The 17,541-nt window shown below is 68.1% G+C and carries 17 protein-coding genes; 8 read left to right on the top strand and 9 right to left on the bottom strand.

Features of this window, described 5'->3' with window-relative positions; all coding sequences use genetic code 11:
- The first annotated feature begins 6 nt into the window (after window positions 1-6).
- From hpaI to ACZYRS_RS31945, 5 genes are all read left to right on the top strand, one after another.
- Window positions 7-837 carry a 4-hydroxy-2-oxoheptanedioate aldolase gene (gene hpaI / locus ACZYRS_RS31925; RefSeq protein WP_463422401.1) on the top strand — a complete coding sequence of 277 codons (831 nt, stop codon included), beginning with the start codon at window positions 7-9 and terminating at the stop codon, window positions 835-837.
- 25 nt (window positions 838-862) lie between these two features.
- Complete coding sequence (locus ACZYRS_RS31930) at window positions 863-1,336, top strand: nuclear transport factor 2 family protein (RefSeq protein ID WP_463422402.1); 474 nt, start codon at window positions 863-865, stop codon at window positions 1,334-1,336.
- Between the two features lie 130 nt (window positions 1,337-1,466).
- A complete protein-coding gene (locus tag ACZYRS_RS31935; protein WP_463422403.1) occupies window positions 1,467-2,456 on the top strand; it encodes a Bug family tripartite tricarboxylate transporter substrate binding protein in 990 nt (329 codons plus the stop codon).
- Window positions 2,457-2,474: 18 nt separating this feature from the next.
- Window positions 2,475-3,266 (top strand): class II aldolase/adducin family protein, encoded by a 792-nt coding sequence (locus ACZYRS_RS31940; protein ID WP_463422404.1) that lies wholly within the window; start codon window positions 2,475-2,477, stop codon window positions 3,264-3,266.
- Between the two features lie 31 nt (window positions 3,267-3,297).
- Window positions 3,298-4,275 (top strand): 2-dehydropantoate 2-reductase, encoded by a 978-nt coding sequence (locus tag ACZYRS_RS31945; protein WP_198789360.1) that lies wholly within the window; start codon window positions 3,298-3,300, stop codon window positions 4,273-4,275.
- A gap of 30 nt (window positions 4,276-4,305) precedes the next feature.
- Here the strand turns inward: ACZYRS_RS31945 and ACZYRS_RS31950 are convergent, their stop codons facing one another.
- Both ACZYRS_RS31950 and alr read right to left on the bottom strand, forming a co-directional pair.
- Window positions 4,306-5,043: a hypothetical protein gene (locus ACZYRS_RS31950; RefSeq protein ID WP_463422405.1), complete on the bottom strand. Its 738-nt coding sequence runs from the start codon at window positions 5,041-5,043 to the stop codon at window positions 4,306-4,308.
- Entirely contained in the window at window positions 5,040-6,155 is a 1,116-nt protein-coding gene (alr, locus tag ACZYRS_RS31955) for an alanine racemase (RefSeq protein ID WP_463422406.1), read from the bottom strand. Before alr ends, ACZYRS_RS31950 begins: the two co-directional genes overlap by 4 nt.
- A gap of 202 nt (window positions 6,156-6,357) precedes the next feature.
- Between alr and lplT the strand changes: the two genes are divergently transcribed.
- The 3 genes from lplT (at window position 6,358) to ACZYRS_RS31970 (ending at window position 9,136) form a co-directional block, all read left to right on the top strand.
- Window positions 6,358-7,662 carry a lysophospholipid transporter LplT gene (gene lplT / locus ACZYRS_RS31960; RefSeq protein ID WP_463422407.1) on the top strand — a complete coding sequence of 435 codons (1,305 nt, stop codon included), beginning with the start codon at window positions 6,358-6,360 and terminating at the stop codon, window positions 7,660-7,662.
- Window positions 7,663-7,732: 70 nt separating this feature from the next.
- Complete coding sequence (locus ACZYRS_RS31965; RefSeq protein WP_463422408.1) at window positions 7,733-8,635, top strand: DMT family transporter; 903 nt, start codon at window positions 7,733-7,735, stop codon at window positions 8,633-8,635.
- 12 nt (window positions 8,636-8,647) lie between these two features.
- Window positions 8,648-9,136, top strand: coding sequence for a glutathione peroxidase (locus ACZYRS_RS31970; protein WP_198789353.1), 489 nt, complete (start codon window positions 8,648-8,650; stop codon window positions 9,134-9,136).
- A gap of 16 nt (window positions 9,137-9,152) precedes the next feature.
- Here ACZYRS_RS31970 and ACZYRS_RS31975 read toward each other — a convergent pair whose 3' ends face one another.
- From ACZYRS_RS31975 to ACZYRS_RS32005, 7 genes are all read right to left on the bottom strand, one after another.
- The gene (locus ACZYRS_RS31975) at window positions 9,153-9,578 is read right to left on the bottom strand and encodes a carboxypeptidase regulatory-like domain-containing protein (RefSeq protein ID WP_463422409.1); all 426 of its coding nucleotides are present in this window, start codon (window positions 9,576-9,578) and stop codon (window positions 9,153-9,155) included.
- 96 nt (window positions 9,579-9,674) lie between these two features.
- Window positions 9,675-10,922: a glycolate oxidase subunit GlcF gene (glcF, locus tag ACZYRS_RS31980; protein WP_463422410.1), complete on the bottom strand. Its 1,248-nt coding sequence runs from the start codon at window positions 10,920-10,922 to the stop codon at window positions 9,675-9,677.
- A gap of 19 nt (window positions 10,923-10,941) precedes the next feature.
- Window positions 10,942-12,033: a glycolate oxidase subunit GlcE gene (gene glcE / locus ACZYRS_RS31985; RefSeq protein ID WP_463422411.1), complete on the bottom strand. Its 1,092-nt coding sequence runs from the start codon at window positions 12,031-12,033 to the stop codon at window positions 10,942-10,944.
- A 26-nt stretch (window positions 12,034-12,059) separates the two neighbouring features.
- Complete coding sequence (locus ACZYRS_RS31990) at window positions 12,060-13,562, bottom strand: FAD-linked oxidase C-terminal domain-containing protein (protein ID WP_463422412.1); 1,503 nt, start codon at window positions 13,560-13,562, stop codon at window positions 12,060-12,062.
- A 132-nt stretch (window positions 13,563-13,694) separates the two neighbouring features.
- Window positions 13,695-14,576, bottom strand: coding sequence for a LysR substrate-binding domain-containing protein (locus ACZYRS_RS31995; protein ID WP_463422413.1), 882 nt, complete (start codon window positions 14,574-14,576; stop codon window positions 13,695-13,697).
- 289 nt (window positions 14,577-14,865) lie between these two features.
- Window positions 14,866-15,798, bottom strand: a complete 933-nt coding sequence (locus ACZYRS_RS32000) for an SMP-30/gluconolactonase/LRE family protein (protein WP_463422414.1) — start codon at window positions 15,796-15,798, stop codon at window positions 14,866-14,868.
- Window positions 15,799-15,987: 189 nt separating this feature from the next.
- Entirely contained in the window at window positions 15,988-17,529 is a 1,542-nt protein-coding gene (locus ACZYRS_RS32005; protein WP_198789346.1) for an ammonium transporter, read from the bottom strand.
- Between the last annotated feature and the right edge of the window lie 12 nt (window positions 17,530-17,541).

A 17,541-nucleotide genomic window follows, 5' to 3' on the forward strand; every position in this document is an offset into this window, starting at 1 on the left:
ACGCTCATGCACACCCCCATCAACACCTTCAAGCAGGCCATGCAGGCCGGCGAGCAGAAGATCGGCCTCTGGGTTGGCCTCGCGGACAGCTACGTCGCCGAGATCCTCGCCGGCTGCGGCTACGACTGGCTGCTGGTCGACGGCGAGCACGCGCCCAACGACGTGCGCTCGGTGCTCGGGCAGCTGCAGGGCATCTCCAGCGCGTGGTCGGCGCAGCCCGAGGCGGAGCGCTCGCATCCGGTGGTGCGCATCCCGACGGGCGACACCACGCTGATCAAGCAGTACCTGGACATCGGCGCGCAGACGCTGCTGGTGCCGATGGTCGATACCGCCGAGCAGGCCGCGCGCATGGTGCAGGGCATGCGCTATCCGCCCGAAGGCATCCGCGGCATGGGCAGCGCGCTCGCGCGGGCCTCGCGCTGGCAGGCCTATCCGCAGTACTTGCACGAAGCCAACGCGCAGACCTGCCTGCTGGTGCAGGCCGAGACGGTCGAGGCGATGAAGAACCTGGACGCCATCGCGGCCACGCCGGGCGTGGACGGCGTGTTCATCGGACCGGCGGACCTGTCGGCCTCGATGGGCTTCGTGGGCCAACCCAACCACCCGGAGGTGCAGGCGGTGATCGCCGACGCCATCGCGCGCATCCTGAAAGCCGGCAAGGCGCCGGGCATCTTGTCGACCACCGAGGAGCAGGCGCGCAAGTGGCTCGCGGCCGGCGCGCTGTTCGTGGCGGTGGGCGTGGACACCATCGTGCTCACGGCCGCAGCCAAGCAATTGGCGGCGAAGTACAAGAGCGCCGCGGGCGCCACGAGCGCCACCACGCCCAACGGCTACTGAAGTCCTTTCACACCGGGAGCCCCAGATGAAACGCACCATCCTGGCCGCGATGTTCGCCGCCGCCACCCTCTTCCTCGCAGCCTGCGCGCAGCCGGGCGGCCGCCCGGTCGCCCAGGCGCAGGCGCAGCAGGAGGCCAACCGCCAGGCCGTGCTCGCCTTCTACGAGAAGGGCCTGAACCAGAAGGACGCCGAGGCCGCCCTGCAGTACGTGGGCAACCGCTACGTGCAGCACAACCCCACGGCGGCCGACGGCCCCGAGGGTTTTCGCAAGTTCGTCGCCTTCCTGCGCGAGAAGTTTCCGAAGTCGCACAGCCAGATCAAGCGCTCCTTCGCCGAGGGCGACTACGTGATCCTGCATGTGCACGCGGTGCGCGAGCCGGGCACGCGCGGCAGCGCCATCGTGGACATCTTCAAGCTGGAGAACGGCAAGATCGTGGAGCACTGGGACGTGAACCAGCCCGTGCCCGAAACGGCCGCAAACGGCAACGGAATGTTCTGACCATGACCTCTCCGGTCGGGAAAAGCGTGTCGCAACGTGTCGAACGTGAGGTAAACGCGGGGGTCCCGCGCTGCGCCTTGCTGGAAAAATACGCGCTCCCGAACCACCACCACCCGGAGAGAGACACATCATGAGCTTCACACGCCGCCAGATCCTTCAGACCACCGGCGCCTCGGCGCTGCTCGCGGGCATCGGCCAGCAGGCCTATGCGCAGGCGGGCATCGAGACCGCGACCATCGTCACCGGCTTTGCGGCCGGCGGCACCTCGGACACCATCTGCCGCCGCGTGGCGCAGAAGCTCAGCCCCGAATACGCCAAGGCGGCCGTGGTGGAGAACCGCACCGGCGCGGGCGGCCAGATCGCGGTCACCTACGTGAAGGGCCGGCCGGCCGACGGCGTGACCATCCTGCAGACGCCGACCTCGATCCTCACGATCTACCCGCACATCTACAAGAAGCTGCCGTACGACCCGATGGTGGACCTCACCCCGGTCACCATCGGCTGCATCTTCGACTTCGGCTTTGCCGTGGGCCCCTCGGTGCCGGCCAGCGTGAAGAGCGTGCCCGAGTTCCTGGCCTGGGCCAAGGCCAACCCGGCCGGCGCCAACTTCGGCTCGCCGGCCGCGGGCTCCACGCCGCACTTCATCGGCGCGCTGCTGGGCAAGAAGGGCGACGTGGAACTCAAGCACGCCGCCTACCGCGGCACGCAGCCGGCGATGCTCGACCTCCTGGGCGGCAACATCTCGGCCGTCTCGGGCCCGATCGGCGACATCACGCAGCACCTGCAGACGGGCAAGGTGCGCATCCTGGGCGTCTCCGGGGCCAAGCGCAGCCGCTTCGCGCCCGATGTGCCCACCTTCGGCGAGCAGGGCATCAAGGACATGGCGCACAGCGAATGGTTCGCCTTCTTCCTGCCGGCCAAGGCATCGCCCGAAGTGGTCGCGCGCCTGAACACCGCGATGAAGAACTCGCTGGCGCAGAAGGACGTGATCGACGGCCTGGGCACCTTCGGGCTGGAGGCCATGTCGTCCACGCCCGCGGAGCTCACGGAACTGCTGAAGAAAGACACCGCCAAGTGGGCGCCGATCGTGAAAGAGGTCGGCTTCACCGCAGAGGGTTAACCACATGAAGGAACTGCAATGAACATCCCCCTCGCCACCACGCCCTCGGCGCTGGTCCATCCCTCGATCCACCCCGACGAGCGCGCCGCGCGCGAAGAGCTCGCGGCCTGCTATCGCGTCTTCGCGATGCTGGGCTGGGTCGAGATGATCTACAACCACATCACGGTGCGGCTGCCCGACAGCGTGACCGGTGGCGAGAAGCAGTTCCTCATCAACCCCTTCGGCCTGCACTACAGCGAGGTGACCGCCAGCAACCTCGTGAAGATCGACCTGCACGGCAAGGTGCTCGACGGTTCGTCGTACCCGGTGAACCCGGCCGGCTTCACCGTGCACGCGGCCATCCACGACGGCCTGCCGGGCGCGCACTGCGTGATGCACACGCACACCACGGCCGGCGTGGCCGTGGCGTGCCTGCAAGGTGGCCTGCAACAGACGAATTTCTATACGGCCCAGCTGCATGGCATGGTGGCGTACCACGACTTCGAGGGCATCACGATCCATGCCGACGAAGGCCCGCGGCTGTTGAAGAGCATCGGCAACCGCAACGCGGTGATCCTGCGCAACCACGGCCTCCTGGCCTGGGGCCAGACGCTGCCGCAGACCTTCGCGATCCTGTGGACGCTGCAGCGCGCCTGCGAGATCCAGATGGCGACCTTCTCGATGGGCGCGGCCATTCCGGTGAGCGAGGAGATCGCGCAGCGCTGCACGCGCGACGCGCTGCAGTTCAGCCCCGCGCACGGCGCCGGGCAGGACGTGTTCAATGCGCTGGTGCGGCAAGTCGACCGCATCGATCCGGGGTACCGGAATTGAAGAAACTGAAAAGATCGAGGCGAGCATTCCCATGAAGATTTGCATTTACGGCGCCGGCGCGATCGGCGGCTGGATCGGTGCCGGCCTCGCGCAGGCCGGCGAACGGCTCAACGTGGTGGCGCGCGGCACGACGCTCCAGGTGCTGCAGCAGGACGGCCTCTCGCTGATGCGCGGCGACGTGCGCACGCGCGTGCCCGTCAACGCCGTGGCCGACCCCGAGGCGCTCGGCGTGCAGGACCTTGTGGTGATCGCCGTGAAGGCGCCCGCGCTGGCGGCCGTGGCCGAACGCATCGGGCCGCTGATCGGGCGCGACACCCTTGTGCTGGTCGCGATGAACGGCGTGCCGTGGTGGTTTCTCGAAGGCGGCTTCGGCGGCGAGATCACGGGCCACCGGCTGGCCGCGGTGGACCCCGACGGCGCGATCGCCAAGGCCATTCCGGCGCACAACGTGATCGGCTGCGTGGTGCACGCGAGCTGCTCGCTCGACGGGCCGGGCGTGGTGCGGCATCACTTCGGCAACGGGCTGATCGTGGGCGAGCCTTCGGGCGAGGCCACGCCGCGCGTGCAGGCGCTGGTCGAGCTCCTGACCCGCGCGGGCATCAACACCACGCTGTCGCCGCAGATCCAGAAGGACGTGTGGTTCAAGCTCTGGGGCAACATGACGGTCAACCCCATCAGCGCGCTGACCGGTGCCACCACCGACCTCATCATGGGCGACGACTACGTGCGCGGGTTCATCTCGGCCGTGATGCTGGAGGCCAAGGAGATCGGCCGGCGCATCGGCATCGAGATCACGCAGAGCCCCGAAGACCGGCACGAGGTGACAAAGAAGCTCGGCGCGTTCAAGACCTCGATGCTGCAGGACGTGGAAGCCGGGCGCTCGGTGGAACTCGATGCGCTGGTGACGGTGGTGCGCGAGCTGGGCGAACTGACCGGCGTGGCCACGCCGTTCACCGATGCGCTGCTGGGACTGGCGCGCCTGCGCACGCGCCAGCTCGGTCTGTACTGAAGCCGGGCCGCCCGTTCCGCGCGGGCGGCCTCAGTGCGTCTTCAACAGGACGCGCACCGCCTCGGGCAACGAATTGACCTGCGGCATGAAGTGGTCGAGCAGCGCGCCCAGGATCACGGCGGAGATCACCGCGCCCAGCAGCGGCTTCCAGGTCAGCCGAACTGCCGCCACAAGCCAGCCCTCGCGCGCCACGCGCACCGCGGCGCGCGCCGACACATACGAGAACGCCACCTCGATGGCCACGGCCAGGAGCGCGTCCCAGCTGAAATACAGCAGCACGAGCGAGCCCGCGCCAAAGAGCACCGCCACGCAGATCAGGAAGATGGCGACCACCGGCACGACGATGATCGCGCCTTCGTCGGATTCGCCCGCCAGTTCGAGCGCGCCGCCGGCCATGTCGGCCGCGCCGCCGAAGCCGGCGTCGCTCGCGCTGCTGGCCACATCCAATGCCAGATCGGCAACGTCGACCGCTTCGCCGCCGCTCGTATCGAGACTGACACCCACCCCGTTCTCGACCAGCCGCCGGGCCCACCAGCGCAGCACCAGCAGGTAGCCGAGGTACCCCACGCCCAGCGTGAGGCAGTAGCGCACCGCCAGCGAGTCCACATGCAGCAGGTGCATCTGCAGTGCCGACACGCCCCACATGAGCAGCAGCATGAAGGTGCCGATCAGGATGCCGTGCGTGCGCAGGCTGTGGTTGCGGTGCAGGTCGCGCTCGATCTGCGTTTCCCAAAGGCGCATGGAGCGCCAGTTGGAAAGAACCTTCATTGCTGGGTGTCTGGGTCGGCTTCGGCGGGCGCGAACGGCACGCGTTGCGCCACGGCGCACATGAGTTCGTAGCCGACGGTGCCCGCCGCCTGCGCGACCTCGTCGATGGACAGCACCGCATCGGTGACCGTCGAGCGGCCCCACAGCGTGACCTCGGTGCCGAACTTCGCATCGGGCACGGGCGTGAGGTCCACGGTGATCATGTCCATGCTCACGCGGCCCACCATGCGGGTGCGCACGCCATTCACCAGCACGGGCGTTCCGGTGTTGCAGTGGCGCGGATAGCCGTCGCCGTAGCCCACCGCGGCCACGCCGATGGTGAGCGGCCCCTCGGCCGTGAAGTTGGAGCCGTAGCCGATGGTGTCGCCGGCCTTGAGCGTCTGCACCGAGAGCAGTTTGGTGGCGAGCGTCATGGTGGGCTGCAGTTGCCAGTGCGCCGCGTCGTTCACCGGAAAGTCGGGCGCGCTGCCGTACAGGATGATGCCGGGGCGCACCCAGTCGCCGCGCGTCTGGTCGGGGTGGCGCAGGGTGGCCGCGCTGTTGGCGATGGAGCGCTCGCCCGGCAGGTCGCGCGTCGCGCGCTCGAAGGCTTCGAGCTGGTGCGCGATGCCGCGGGCGCCGTCGGCATCGCTGAAGTGCGTCATCAGCGAAATCTCGTCGACCTGCGTCAATGCATTGAGGCGCGTCCAGGCCGAGGCGAAGCGCTCGGGCGTGAAGCCCAGGCGGTTCATGCCCGAGTTCATCTTCAGGAAAACACGTTGCGGCTTGAGGGTCTTGTGCGCGGCGAGCATGTCGATCTGCTCGTCGCAATGCACGGTGTGCCAGAGGTCCAGGCGCGAGCACAGCTCCAGGTCGCGCGCGTCGAACACGCCTTCGAGCAGCAGCACGGGGCCGCGCCAGCCCAGGGCGCGCACGCGCTCGGCCTCGGCCAGGTCGAGCAGCGCAAAGCCGTCGGCGCCGCGCAGGCCCTCGTAGACCCGCTCGATGCCATGGCCATAGGCATTGGCCTTGACCACCGCCCAGACGCGGGCGTCCAGGGCCGAGCGGCGAACGCGCTCCAGGTTGTTGCGAAGGGCTGCGGTGTGGACGGTGGCGAGAATGGGGCGCGGCATAGGTGCTCTGTGCGGGCTGCGATCGGACTGCAAACGGATGAAGGGCAAATTCAGACCACGTTTTAGCATTTCCGGGAATGGGGTCGAATACGGAAGGGATGCCCATTTCCGCGTCGTACCCCCATGCTATAACCGCCCATTCGCTCCGGACGCGACACTTTTTCACTACCGCCAGCAGACCCTCTGGCCAGCCAGCCCATCGATGAAGCGCGGTTTCTACACGATCATGTCGGCCCAGTTCTTTTCGTCGCTGGCCGACCAAGCGCTTTTCGTTGTTGCCGTCGATCTCATGCGAAGTTCGGGCGCCCCCGAATGGCAACGCGCGGCCCTGGTGCCGATCTTCGCGGTCTTCTATGTGGTGCTCGCGCCGCTGGTGGGCGCCTTCGCGGATGCGCTGCCCAAGGGCAAGGTGATGTTCATCAGCAATGCGATCAAGGTGATCGGCTGCCTGATGATGCTGTTCGGCTCGCACCCCCTGCTGTCGTATTCGATCGTGGGCCTGGGCGCGGCGGCCTACTCGCCGGCCAAGTACGGCATCCTCACCGAACTGCTGCCCGCCTCCCAATTGGTCAAGGCCAATGGCTGGATCGAGGGGCTCACCATCGCCTCCATCCTCCTGGGCATCGTGCTCGGCGGCACGCTGGTGGGCCATGCGGTCTCCAGCCACTTGCTGGCCTTCGATTTCCCGATGATCGACACCGGCATCGATTCGCCGGCCGAGGCCGCGATCTCGGTGCTGATCTTCGTCTACGCGCTGGCGGCCTGGTTCAACACGCGCATCCCGCACACGGGCGTGGAGATGCGCCCGCTGCGCTCCAATCCCGAGCACGGCTTCGTGCGCAACATCGCCGCGCTGCTGCCCGACTTCTGGCATTGCAACGCACGCCTGTGGCGCGACCGTCTCGGCCAGATCTCGCTGGCCACCACCACGCTCTTCTGGGGCGCGGGCGGCAACCTCAAGTACATCGTGCTCGCGTGGGCCTCGCTCGCGCTGGGCTACAACACGACGCAGGCCTCGGCGCTCACCGGCGTGGTGACCATCGGCACGGCCGTGGGCGCCATCGTGGCCTCGATGCGCATGCGGCTGGACATGGCCACCCGCGTGATCCCGATGGGCATCGCGATGGGGCTGATGGTCATCTGCATGAACTTCATCGGCAACGTGTGGCTCGCGGTGCCGTTCCTCATCATCCTGGGCGGCCTCGGCGGCTTCCTGGTGGTGCCGATGAATGCGCTGCTGCAGCACCGCGGCCACAACCTCATGGGCGCGGGCCGATCGATCGCGGTGCAGAACTTCAACGAGCAGGCCTGCATTCTTCTGTTGGGCGGCTTCTACAGCGTGTGCACGGGGCTGGGCCTCTCGGCCTACGGTGCGATCAGCGCCTTCGGTCTCGTGGTGGCGGGCTGCATGTGGCTCATCAAGCGCTGGCACGAGAACAACGTGAAGAAGTACCCCGAAGAAGTCGAGCACCTCCTGGCCATCGCCCGCAGCGACAAACATCACTGACCTTGCGCGACTGCGTTGGTGAGACGGCCGGCGCGCCGAGCGCCGAAGCCTTCATTTTTCCAACGCCACCATGCCCGCGCTCGCACTGATCTTCAACGCCTTCGTCTGGGGGCTGTCGTGGTTTCCCTTCCGGCACATCGAGCGGCACGGCCTGCATCCGCTCTGGACCACCTGCCTCATCTACCTGGCTATCACCTTCGTGATGGCGCTCGTGATGGCCCTCGTGCGCCGCCACGCATGGAAGGGCTTCGCGGCCTACCCGATGCTCGCGGTGCTGGGTCTGGCGGCCGGCTTCACCAACGTGGGCTTCAACTGGGCGGTGACGCAGGGCGACGTGGTGCGCGTGGTGCTGTTGTTCTACCTGATGCCGTTGTGGAGCGTGTTGCTGGGCTGGCTGCTCCTGGGCGAGCGGCCTACGGCCAGCGCGCTCGCGCGCGTGGCGCTGGCGCTCACCGGCGTGGTGGTGGTGCTCAAGACGCCGGGCACCGACTGGCCCGTGCCCTCGAGCCTGCCCGACTGGCTCGGCCTTGCGGCCGGCTTCGGCTTCGCGGTGACCAACATCGTGCTGCGCCACCTGCGGCAAGCACCGGGCGAATCGCGCGCGCTCGCGATGTTTTGCGGCTGCACATTCGTAGCGGGCGTCGCGGCGCTCGGCGGCACCGCGATCGGCGCCATCGCTTCGCCGCTCCAGGCCACGCCCGGCTGGCTCGGCTGGGCCGCGTTGCTGGGCACGGGCTTCGTCGTCGCCAACGTGTGCCTGCAGTACGGCGCGGCGCGCCTTGCGGCGAGCGCCACCTCGGTGATCATGCTGTCGGAGGTGCTGTTCGCCAGCGTCTCGTCGGTCGCGCTCGGCGCCTCCACGATGGGCCCGCGCATCCTCGTGGGCGGCGCGCTGATCGTGCTGGGCGCCGTCTGGGCCGCGTTTGCGCGATCGCCCGCGCGGGGCGATGATCGCGCCTCTGCGTCCACCTGAGGAACACCCATCATGACCAGCGTCTACGACTTCGAGGCCAACCAGATCGACGGCAAGCCGGTGAAGCTCTCCGCCTTCAAGGGCAAGGTGCTGCTGATCGTCAACACCGCGAGCAAATGCGGCTTCACGCCGCAGTTCGCCGGGCTGGAGGCGCTGCACGAGAAGTACGCCGGCCAGGGCCTCGCGGTGCTGGGCTTTCCCTCGAACCAGTTCGGCGCGCAGGACCCAGGGACCAACGAGGAAATCGGCGCGTTCTGCACCAAGAACTACGGCGTGAGCTTTCCGATGATGGAGAAGATCGACGTCAACGGCAGCAACGCCGCGCCGCTCTACCAGTGGCTCACCAAGGAGAAGCCGGGCCTCCTGGGCCTGACGGCCATCAAGTGGAACTTCACCAAGTTCCTCGTCGGGCGCGACGGCACGGTACTCAAGCGCTATGCGCCGCTCGATACGCCCGCCTCGCTCACGCGCGATGTCGAGGCGGCGCTGGCGGCCGGCTGAAGGCCGACGGCTCTCGTTAGAACCGGAAACTGGCGGTCTTCGCGCCGCCGCCCACCGTCACCGCCTGGCTCTTGGCCTGCCCGCCGGGCGTGGTGACGTCGATGGTGTAGCGCCCATCGGGGATGTCGATCAGGCACACCGGGCCGCCGGCGCGGAAGGCCATGGCGGCTGACGAGCCGGCATCGCCGCCCTTGATCGTGACGTCCACGCTGGCCATGTAGGCGCCGTCGGCGCGCGCGAACAGCAGCGAGAGCGGATGCTCCTTCATCGCCGCGCGCATGGCGTTCGATTCGTCGGAGCCGATGCCGCCGCACACGTAGCGCGTGGGGCCCGCGCCCTGCCACGCGGGCATTGCGGACTGGGCGTGCGCCGCCATGGCACCGGCCATGCAAGCGCAGGCCAGCAGAACGCGTCGCAGCGGAAGTTGGGTAACGTGGGACATGGCACAGGCTCCTTGCAGATTCGGTGCCGCCATGATGCGCCGCCAGCGCCCGCCGCGCGAGTCGGACCGCGCCCTGCGCTGCTGTGCGATCAGGCCCTACCCTCGCGCGCCCAGTGCGGCGTCCAGCGCGGCGTCCAGCAGCTCCACCCAGTGACGCACCGGCGTCTCTGCGCTGCCGCTTTGCAGGTGCGTGATGCAGCCGATGTTGGCCGAGGCGATGACGGTGGGCTGCAGCTGCTTCAGGTGCCCCAGCTTGCGGTCGCGCAGCGGGTAGGCCAGCTCGGGCTGCAGCACCGAATACGTGCCCGCCGAACCGCAGCACAGGTGCGATTCGTTCATGGCCACGCGCACGTCGAAGCCGAGCGCGCGCAGGTGCGTCTCCACGCCGCCGCGCAGCTTCTGGCCGTGCTGCAGCGTGCACGGCGGGTGGTAGGCGATCACGCCTTCGGGCGCGCACACGCGGGCCTTCAATGCCGGCACCAGATCGGGCAGCAGCTCGCTCAGGTCGCGCGTCAGTTCGCTGATGCGCGCCGCCTTCGCCGCATAGGCCGTATCGTGCTGCAGGATGTGGCCGTACTCGCGCACGGTGACGCCGCAGCCCGACGCGTTCATCACGATGGCCTCGACCTCGTTGCGCTCCACTTGCGGCCACCACGCATCGATGTTGGCGCGCATCTGCGCCTTGCCGCCCTCCTGGTCGTTGAGGTGGAACTTCACCGCGCCGCAGCAGCCGGCCTTCTTCGCGATCACGACCTGGATGCCCGCTGCATCGAGCACGCGCGCGGTGGCGCTGTTGATGTTGGGCATCATCGACGGCTGCACGCAGCCCGCGAGCATCAGCACCTTGCGCGCATGCGTGGCGGTGGGCCATGCACCGGCCTCCTGCTTGGCGGGCACCTTGGCCTTGATCGCATCGGGCAACAAGCCGCGCACCGATTGACCGAGCTTCATCGCGGGACCGAAGAGCGGCGAGGGCAACCCTTCCTTCAAGAGCCAGCGCGTGGCCGACTCCATTGCGGGACGCGGCACCTTCTCATCGACGATCTTGCGGCCGATGTCCACGAGGTTACCGTACTGCACGCCGCTCGGGCAGGTGCTCTCGCAGTTGCGGCAAGTGAGGCACCGGTCCAGGTGCAACTGCGTGCTGCGCGTCGGTGCCTTGCCTTCGAGCACCTGCTTGATGAGGTAGATGCGCCCGCGCGGGCCGTCCAGCTCGTCGCCCAGCAGCTGGTAGGTCGGGCAGGTGGCGGTGCAGAAGCCGCAGTGAACGCACTTGCGCAGGATCGCTTCGGCTTCGCGGCCTTCGTCGGTGTCGCGGAATTCGGGGGCGAGTTCGGTTTGCATCGCGGGGTGTCGTCTCTTTTTATTCGTCTGCGAAAAGCCGGCCGCGGTTGAAGATGCGGTGCGGGTCGAACTCGCGCATCAGCGCGCGGTGGATGTGGGCGATGGGGGCGCTCATCGCATCGAAGCGGGGGACGTTCGAGGCCGATGTCCTGAACAGCGTGGCGTGTCCGCCCGCCGCGCGCGCGATCTCGCGGATGCGTGCGGCTCGATCTGGCGGCGCCTTGTACCAGCGCTGTCCGCCGTGCCACTCGATCAGCGGCGCGATGCCATCGATGGCGAGCACGGGCGCGGTCTGCGGCACCGAGAGGCGCCAGAGTGCATGCGGCCCGTTGGCCGTATCGAACCATGGCAACTGCTGATCGCGCAGCGCCTGCCAATCGGCGGCGGCGCGTGCGTTGTCCTTGCGCTCGCCGCCCAGATGCGTGCATGCCGCTTCCACGGCCGCGACCGCGCCACGCAGGCGCAGGTAGAGCGCACCGGTACCGGCGTTCTCGAACCAGCAGCTCGCATTCAGCGGCAGCGGCCGCCCGCCCCACTCGTTGAGCAGCCGCAGCGCATCGGCCTGGCCGCAGGCGAATTCCAGCGTGGCCTCGGCGGGCGCAACGGGAAGTACCTTGAGACTCACCTCGGCGATCAAACCGAGCGTGCCGAGCGAGCCGGCGAGCACGCGCGAGACGTCGTAGCCCGCGACGTTCTTCATCACCTGTCCGCCGAAGCTCAGCACGTCCGCGCGGCCGTTGACGAGCGTGGCGCCGAGCACGTAGTCGCGCACCGCGCCGACGCTGGCGCGCGCGGGGCCGCTCAAGCCTGCCGTGACCATGCCGCCCACCGTGCCTCCGTTGTCGAAATGCGGCGGCTCGAAGGGCAGGCACTGCCCCTTCTCGGCCAGCGCGGCTTCGAGTTCGGCGAGCGGTGTGCCGGCGCGCACGGTGACGACGAGCTCGCTCGGCTCGTAGCTCGTGATGCCTGTGAGCGCGGTGGTGTCGAGAATGTCGGCTTGCAACACCTCGCCGTAGAAATCCTTGGTGCCGCCGCCGCGAATGCAAAGCGGCGTGGCATCGGCCGCCGCGGCGCGGATGCGCTCGACGATCTGGTGGAGAGCTGAATCCATGGTCTCTTTTTTTGTTCTCGTCGTTCTCAGAAGCGCGGCAGATCGGGATGCGGCAACTGCCCGCCGCGCACCACCTGCTTGCCGTACTCAGCGCAACGCTGCAGCGTCGGGATCACCTTGCCGGGGTTCAAGAGGCCGGCCGGATCGAACGCGCGCTTCACGCCGAACATCTGTTCGTTCTCGCCGGCGGTGAACTGCACGCACATGCTGTTGAGCTTCTCCACGCCCACGCCGTGCTCGCCCGACACCGTGCCGCCCATGGCGACGCTGGTCTCCAGGATGTCGGCGCCGAAGAGCTCGCAGCGATGCAGCTCGTCGGGGTCGTTCGCATCGAACAGCACCAGCGGATGCAGATTGCCGTCGCCCGCGTGGAACACGTTGCAGCAGCGCAGGTTGTATTTCTTCTCCATCTCCTGGATCGCGAGCAGGATGTCCGCCAGGCGCTTGCGCGGGATGGTCGAATCCAGGCACATGTAGTCGGGGCTGATGCGGCCCGACGCCGGAAAGGCGTTCTTGCGGCCGCTCCAGAATTTCATGCGCTCGTCTTCGCTGTTGCTCACCGCGATGGCGGTGGCGCCGCAGCCGCGCAGCACGGCGGTCATGCGGCCGATTTCTTCTTCGACCTCTTCGGGCGTGCCGTCGGATTCGCACAGCAGGATCGCCGCCGCGTCGAGGTCGTAACCCGCGCGCACGAAGTCCTCGACGGCGGCGGTCATGGGCTTGTCCATCATCTCCAGGCCCGCGGGAATGATGCCGGCCGCGATCACCGCCGCGACCGCATCGCCGGCTTTGCGCACGTCGTCGAAGCTGGCCATGATGCAGCGCGCGAGCTGCGGCTTGGGCACGAGCTTGACGGTGACCTCGGTTGTCACGGCCAGCATGCCCTCGCTGCCGATGACCAGCGCGAGCAGATCGAGGCCCGGCGCATCGAGCGCCTCGCCGCCGAATTCGATCGCCTCGCCCTCTGCGGTGAAACCGCGCACGCGCAGCACGTTGTGCAGCGTGAGGCCGTACTTCAGGCAATGCACGCCGCCCGAGTTCTCGGCCACGTTGCCGCCGATGGTGCAGGCGATCTGGCTCGACGGATCGGGCGCGTAGTAGAGGTTGAACGGCGCGGCCGCCTCGCTGATCGCAAGGTTGCGCACGCCGCACTGCACGACCGCCGTGCGGCTCACCGGATCGATCTTCTGGATGCGGTTGAACTTGGCCAGCGACAGCGTCACGCCCAGCGCATGCGGCATCGCGCCGCCCGAGAGCCCGGTGCCCGCGCCGCGCGCCACCACGGGCACGCCCAATTGGTGGCAGGTCCTGAGCACGGCGGCGACCTGCGCCTCGGTCTCGGGCAGCGCCACGACGAGCGGCCGCTGCCGGTAGGCGGTGAGTCCGTCGCACTCGTAGGGGGTGGTGTCCTCGGCGTGCCAGATCAGTGCACGCGCGGGCAGGTGCGCCTGCAGTGCGCGCACGACCTGCGACTGGCGCTCCGTTTTCTGTAGCGAGCCGTGCTGGACGGCGGTGAGCGGCGCATTCATTCGGCGGCCTCGTCTTTCTCTTGTTCTGGCGGGATGTCTCGTGGTGTACCGCACTCTACGGAAATGCGGCGGCGCCGGGTTGAAGCTTTTTCGCGCGGCGCTTGAGAGAACTTTGCCGGCGAGCCGGGCCGTTCAGCGCAGGCTCTGCGCGAGCCAGTCGACGAAGGCCGCGCACTCCCAGCGCTCGAGCGTGCCGGGCTGCCAGCAGATGGTGTGCCGGTGCGGCGACGGCACGGCCCAGTCGGACAGCGCCACGAGCCGCCCCGATTCGAACCACGCGGCGCCCATCTTCTGGCGCACCAGCGCCACGCCGAAGCCGCTCGCGGCCGCGTCGTAGACGAGCCCCAGGTCATTGAACTGCGAGCCGACGTGCGGCTCGGGCTGGTCGATGCCGCAGTGCGCGAACCACGTGCCCCAGGGTTCGAGCGGACTGCGGATGAGCCGCGCGCTCGCGATCTCGGCGGCAGTGCGGAAACCATCGAACGGGCCGAACTCGTTGAGGTAGCTGGGGCTGCAGGCGGGCACCACCTCTTCTTCGAGCAGCAGGCGGTGCTCGCAGTCGGCATACGCGCCGGTGCCGTAGCGCACTTCAAGATCGGCCTGCTCAGCCGTCACGTCGAGCAGCGGGATCGACACCTGCAGCACGAGTTCGATGTCCGGATAGATGTTGCGGAACAGCTCGAGCCTGGGCATCAGGAACTGGCGGCTGAAGGTGGGTGTGACAGCAATGCGCAGGCGCGTGGCGCGCGGTGCGGCATTCGCGAGCGGCGTGGCCTGCAATGCGGCGAGGCCGGTGCGTACGTTCGCGAGATACGCCGCACCGTCGGCCGTGAGGCTGAAATCGCCGCGGCCGAAAAGCTTGAAGCCGACGTGCGCTTCGAGTTGGCGGATGCGGTGGCTGACTGCGCTGGGGGTGACGCACAGTTCATCGGCTGCGCGGCTTGCGTTTCGCAAACGCGCCACGGCCTCGAAGGTCAGCAGGCACTGAATCGGTGGGATGTGTTGGAGGGCCACTTGGTCTTACCCTCTGAACTTCTGTTCAGGGCACGTGCACAGGCCACCGGGTACTCCCCTCCGCGAATGTCCCCCGGGCTTCGCCCTCCTCCTTGATTTCGCTGCGGGGAGCACCCGATGCCCTGCGCACGCCGAGCGCTGTCGTGGTGCTGGCCGATCAGCGACTGCGCTGGATAACGAGCACGCCGACGGGGTGCCTTGCGCAGCGAAATCAAGGAGGAGCCGAAGGCGGGGGACATTCGCGGAGCAAGGTACCCCGTCGGCGTGATCGCGCCCTGAACGACCCACTTCAGTCCTCGAAGAAGTTGACGCGCAACCCCGGCGTATCGACGCGCATCGAGATCACCGTGCCCGATGCGGGCAGCCGTTCGATTTCCGCGGCAGGCCGGCCTTTGCGGCCGCTGGTGACGAAGAGCGTTTTGAGGTCATCGCCGCCGAAGCACGGCATCGTCGGACATTGCACGGGAACGGGCACCGAGGCCACGATGTCACCGGACGGCGCGAAGCGCAGCAACTGCGCGCCTTCGAACATCGCGACCCAGTAGTGGCCCTCTGCATCGACCGTCGCGCCATCGGGGCGGCCTTCGTAGCGAACGGACGAATCGGGCGTCCAGCCTTCGGGCTTGGTCTCGAACTGATGGAACACGCGGGCGTGCGAGAGCGCGTTGGCCTCGGCGTCCCAGTCCCATGCGCAGACCACGTGCGCGGCGGTATCGGCCCAGTACAGGGTGCGGGCATCGGGGGAGAACGCGAGGCCGTTGGCGGTGGTGGACTCGTTGGCCATCTGCGAGAGCGTGGGCGAGATGTCGGTGCCGGGCCGCGCATCGAAGCAATAGAGCGCGGCGTTGGCGCGGTCCTTCGCCTCGTTGAGCGAGCCGCCCCAGAAGCGGCCGAGCGGATCGCACTTGCCATCGTTGAAACGCATGGTGCGCACGTCGTGCTCCACGCGCGCCATCGCGACCAGCTCGCCGCCCCATTCGCGCGCGCGGTAGATGCCGTCGCGCAATGCGATCACGAGGCCGCCGCTTCGGGCCGGCGCCATGCAGCCGGGCTCGGTGGACAGGGCCCATCGCTCGACCGTGGCGGATGCCGTTCCGATTTCGCCGCGCGTTCGCAACACGGCGCGGCCGGGGATGTCGATCCAGTAGAGGGCGCGTTCGTCAGGGTGCCAGAACGGCGATTCGCCAAGCGCGCAGAGGCTGTCTTCGAGGGAGGTCCACATGGTGTGGCGATTGTGCCCCTCGCGATGGCGGCGACGGGCAAAAAAAAGCCCGCTGGCGCCGGAGCGCTCGCGGGCTGAACATCCAAAGGAGACCTCGCTTGAAAAACTCGTTACGAAGAATTGTTCTTGTGAAAAAAGAGGATGGTGGTCATCCGGCCGGGGAGCCCCGAAGGGCGTCCCCGTGGGGAATCAACGGTTGTATGCAGTCTCGCCGTGGGCGGAGATGTCGAGGCCTTCGCGCTCTTCTTCTTCCGACACACGCAGGCCGATGGTGAGGTCGGCGATCTTGAAGGCGATGAAGGCCACCACGCCCGACCAGACGATGGTCAGCAGCACGCCCTTCAGCTGGATCCACACTTGGGCGCCGATGCCGTTGGACACGACGCTGGCCGTGACCCAGTCGCCCACGAGGCCGGGGCCGCCGAGCGCCTGGGTGTTGAACACGCCGGTGAGCAGCGCGCCGACGATGCCGCCGACACCGTGCACGCCGAACACGTCCAGCGAATCGTCCGCGCCGAGCAGCTTCTTGAGGCCGTTGACACCCCAGAGGCAGGCGAAGCCGGCGATGAAGCCGATCACGAGGGCGCCCATCAGGCCGACGTTGCCGGCGGCCGGGGTGATGGCCACGAGGCCTGCAACGGCGCCCGAGGCGGCACCCAGCATCGAGGCCTTGCCGCGCATCAGCGCTTCACCGATGCACCATGCGAGCACGGCGGCGGCGGTGGCCGAGAAGGTGTTCATGAAGGCGAGCACGGCGCTGGTGCCCGCTTCCAGGGCCGAGCCTGCGTTGAAGCCGAACCAGCCGACCCACAGCAGCGAGGCGCCGACCATGGTGAGCGTGAGCGAGTGCGGCGTGAAGGCTTCCTTGCCGTAACCGACGCGCTTGCCGATCACGAAGGCACCCACGAGGCCGGCGACGGCTGCGTTGATGTGCACCACGGTGCCGCCTGCGAAGTCCAGCGCGCCCCATTGCCAGATCAGGCCGGCCTTGGCGTTGTTGGCATCCACCACGTTGGCGGCGGTGTAGGCGTCCGGGCCCATCCAGAACCAGACCATGTGAGCCAGCGGCGCGTAGCTGAAGGTGAACCAGATCACCATGAACAGCAGCACGGCCGAGAACTTGGCGCGCTCGGCGAAGGCACCCACGATCAGGCAGCAGGTGATGCCGGCGAACGTGGCCTGGAAGGCGGCGAACAGCAGCTCGGGGATGTAGACGCCCTTGCTGAAGGTCGCGCCGGGTGCGAAGACGCCGGTGGCCGGATCGAAGATCCCCTTCATGAAGAGCCGGTCGAATCCGCCGAAGAAGGCGTTCCCCTCGGTGAAGGCGAGGCTGTAGCCATAGATGAGCCACAGCACCACGATCAGCGAGAAGGTGACCATCACCTGCATCAGCACCGACAGCATGTTCTTGCTGCGCACGAGGCCGCCGTAGAACAGGGCCAGGCCCGGGATGGTCATCATGATCACGAGCAGCGTGGACAGCATCATCCAGCTGGTGTCGCCCTTGTTGAAGGACGGCGCGGGCGCTGCGGCGGGTGCGGCTTCAGCGGCAGCGGGTGCTGCAGCAGCAGCGGCGGGCGCAGCGGCAGCCGGGGCGGCCGCGGGCGCTGCAGCAGCAGGCGCGGATGCGGCGGGCGCTTCAGCAGGTGCGGCGGGAGTTTGCGCAAAGCCGGTCGTGCCGGCGGCGAGAACGCTCAAGCCGAGCGCAAGAGAGACAAGCAGTTTTTTCATAGTCGTTGTTCT

It is taken from the genome of Variovorax sp. AC194, assembly GCF_979257995.1.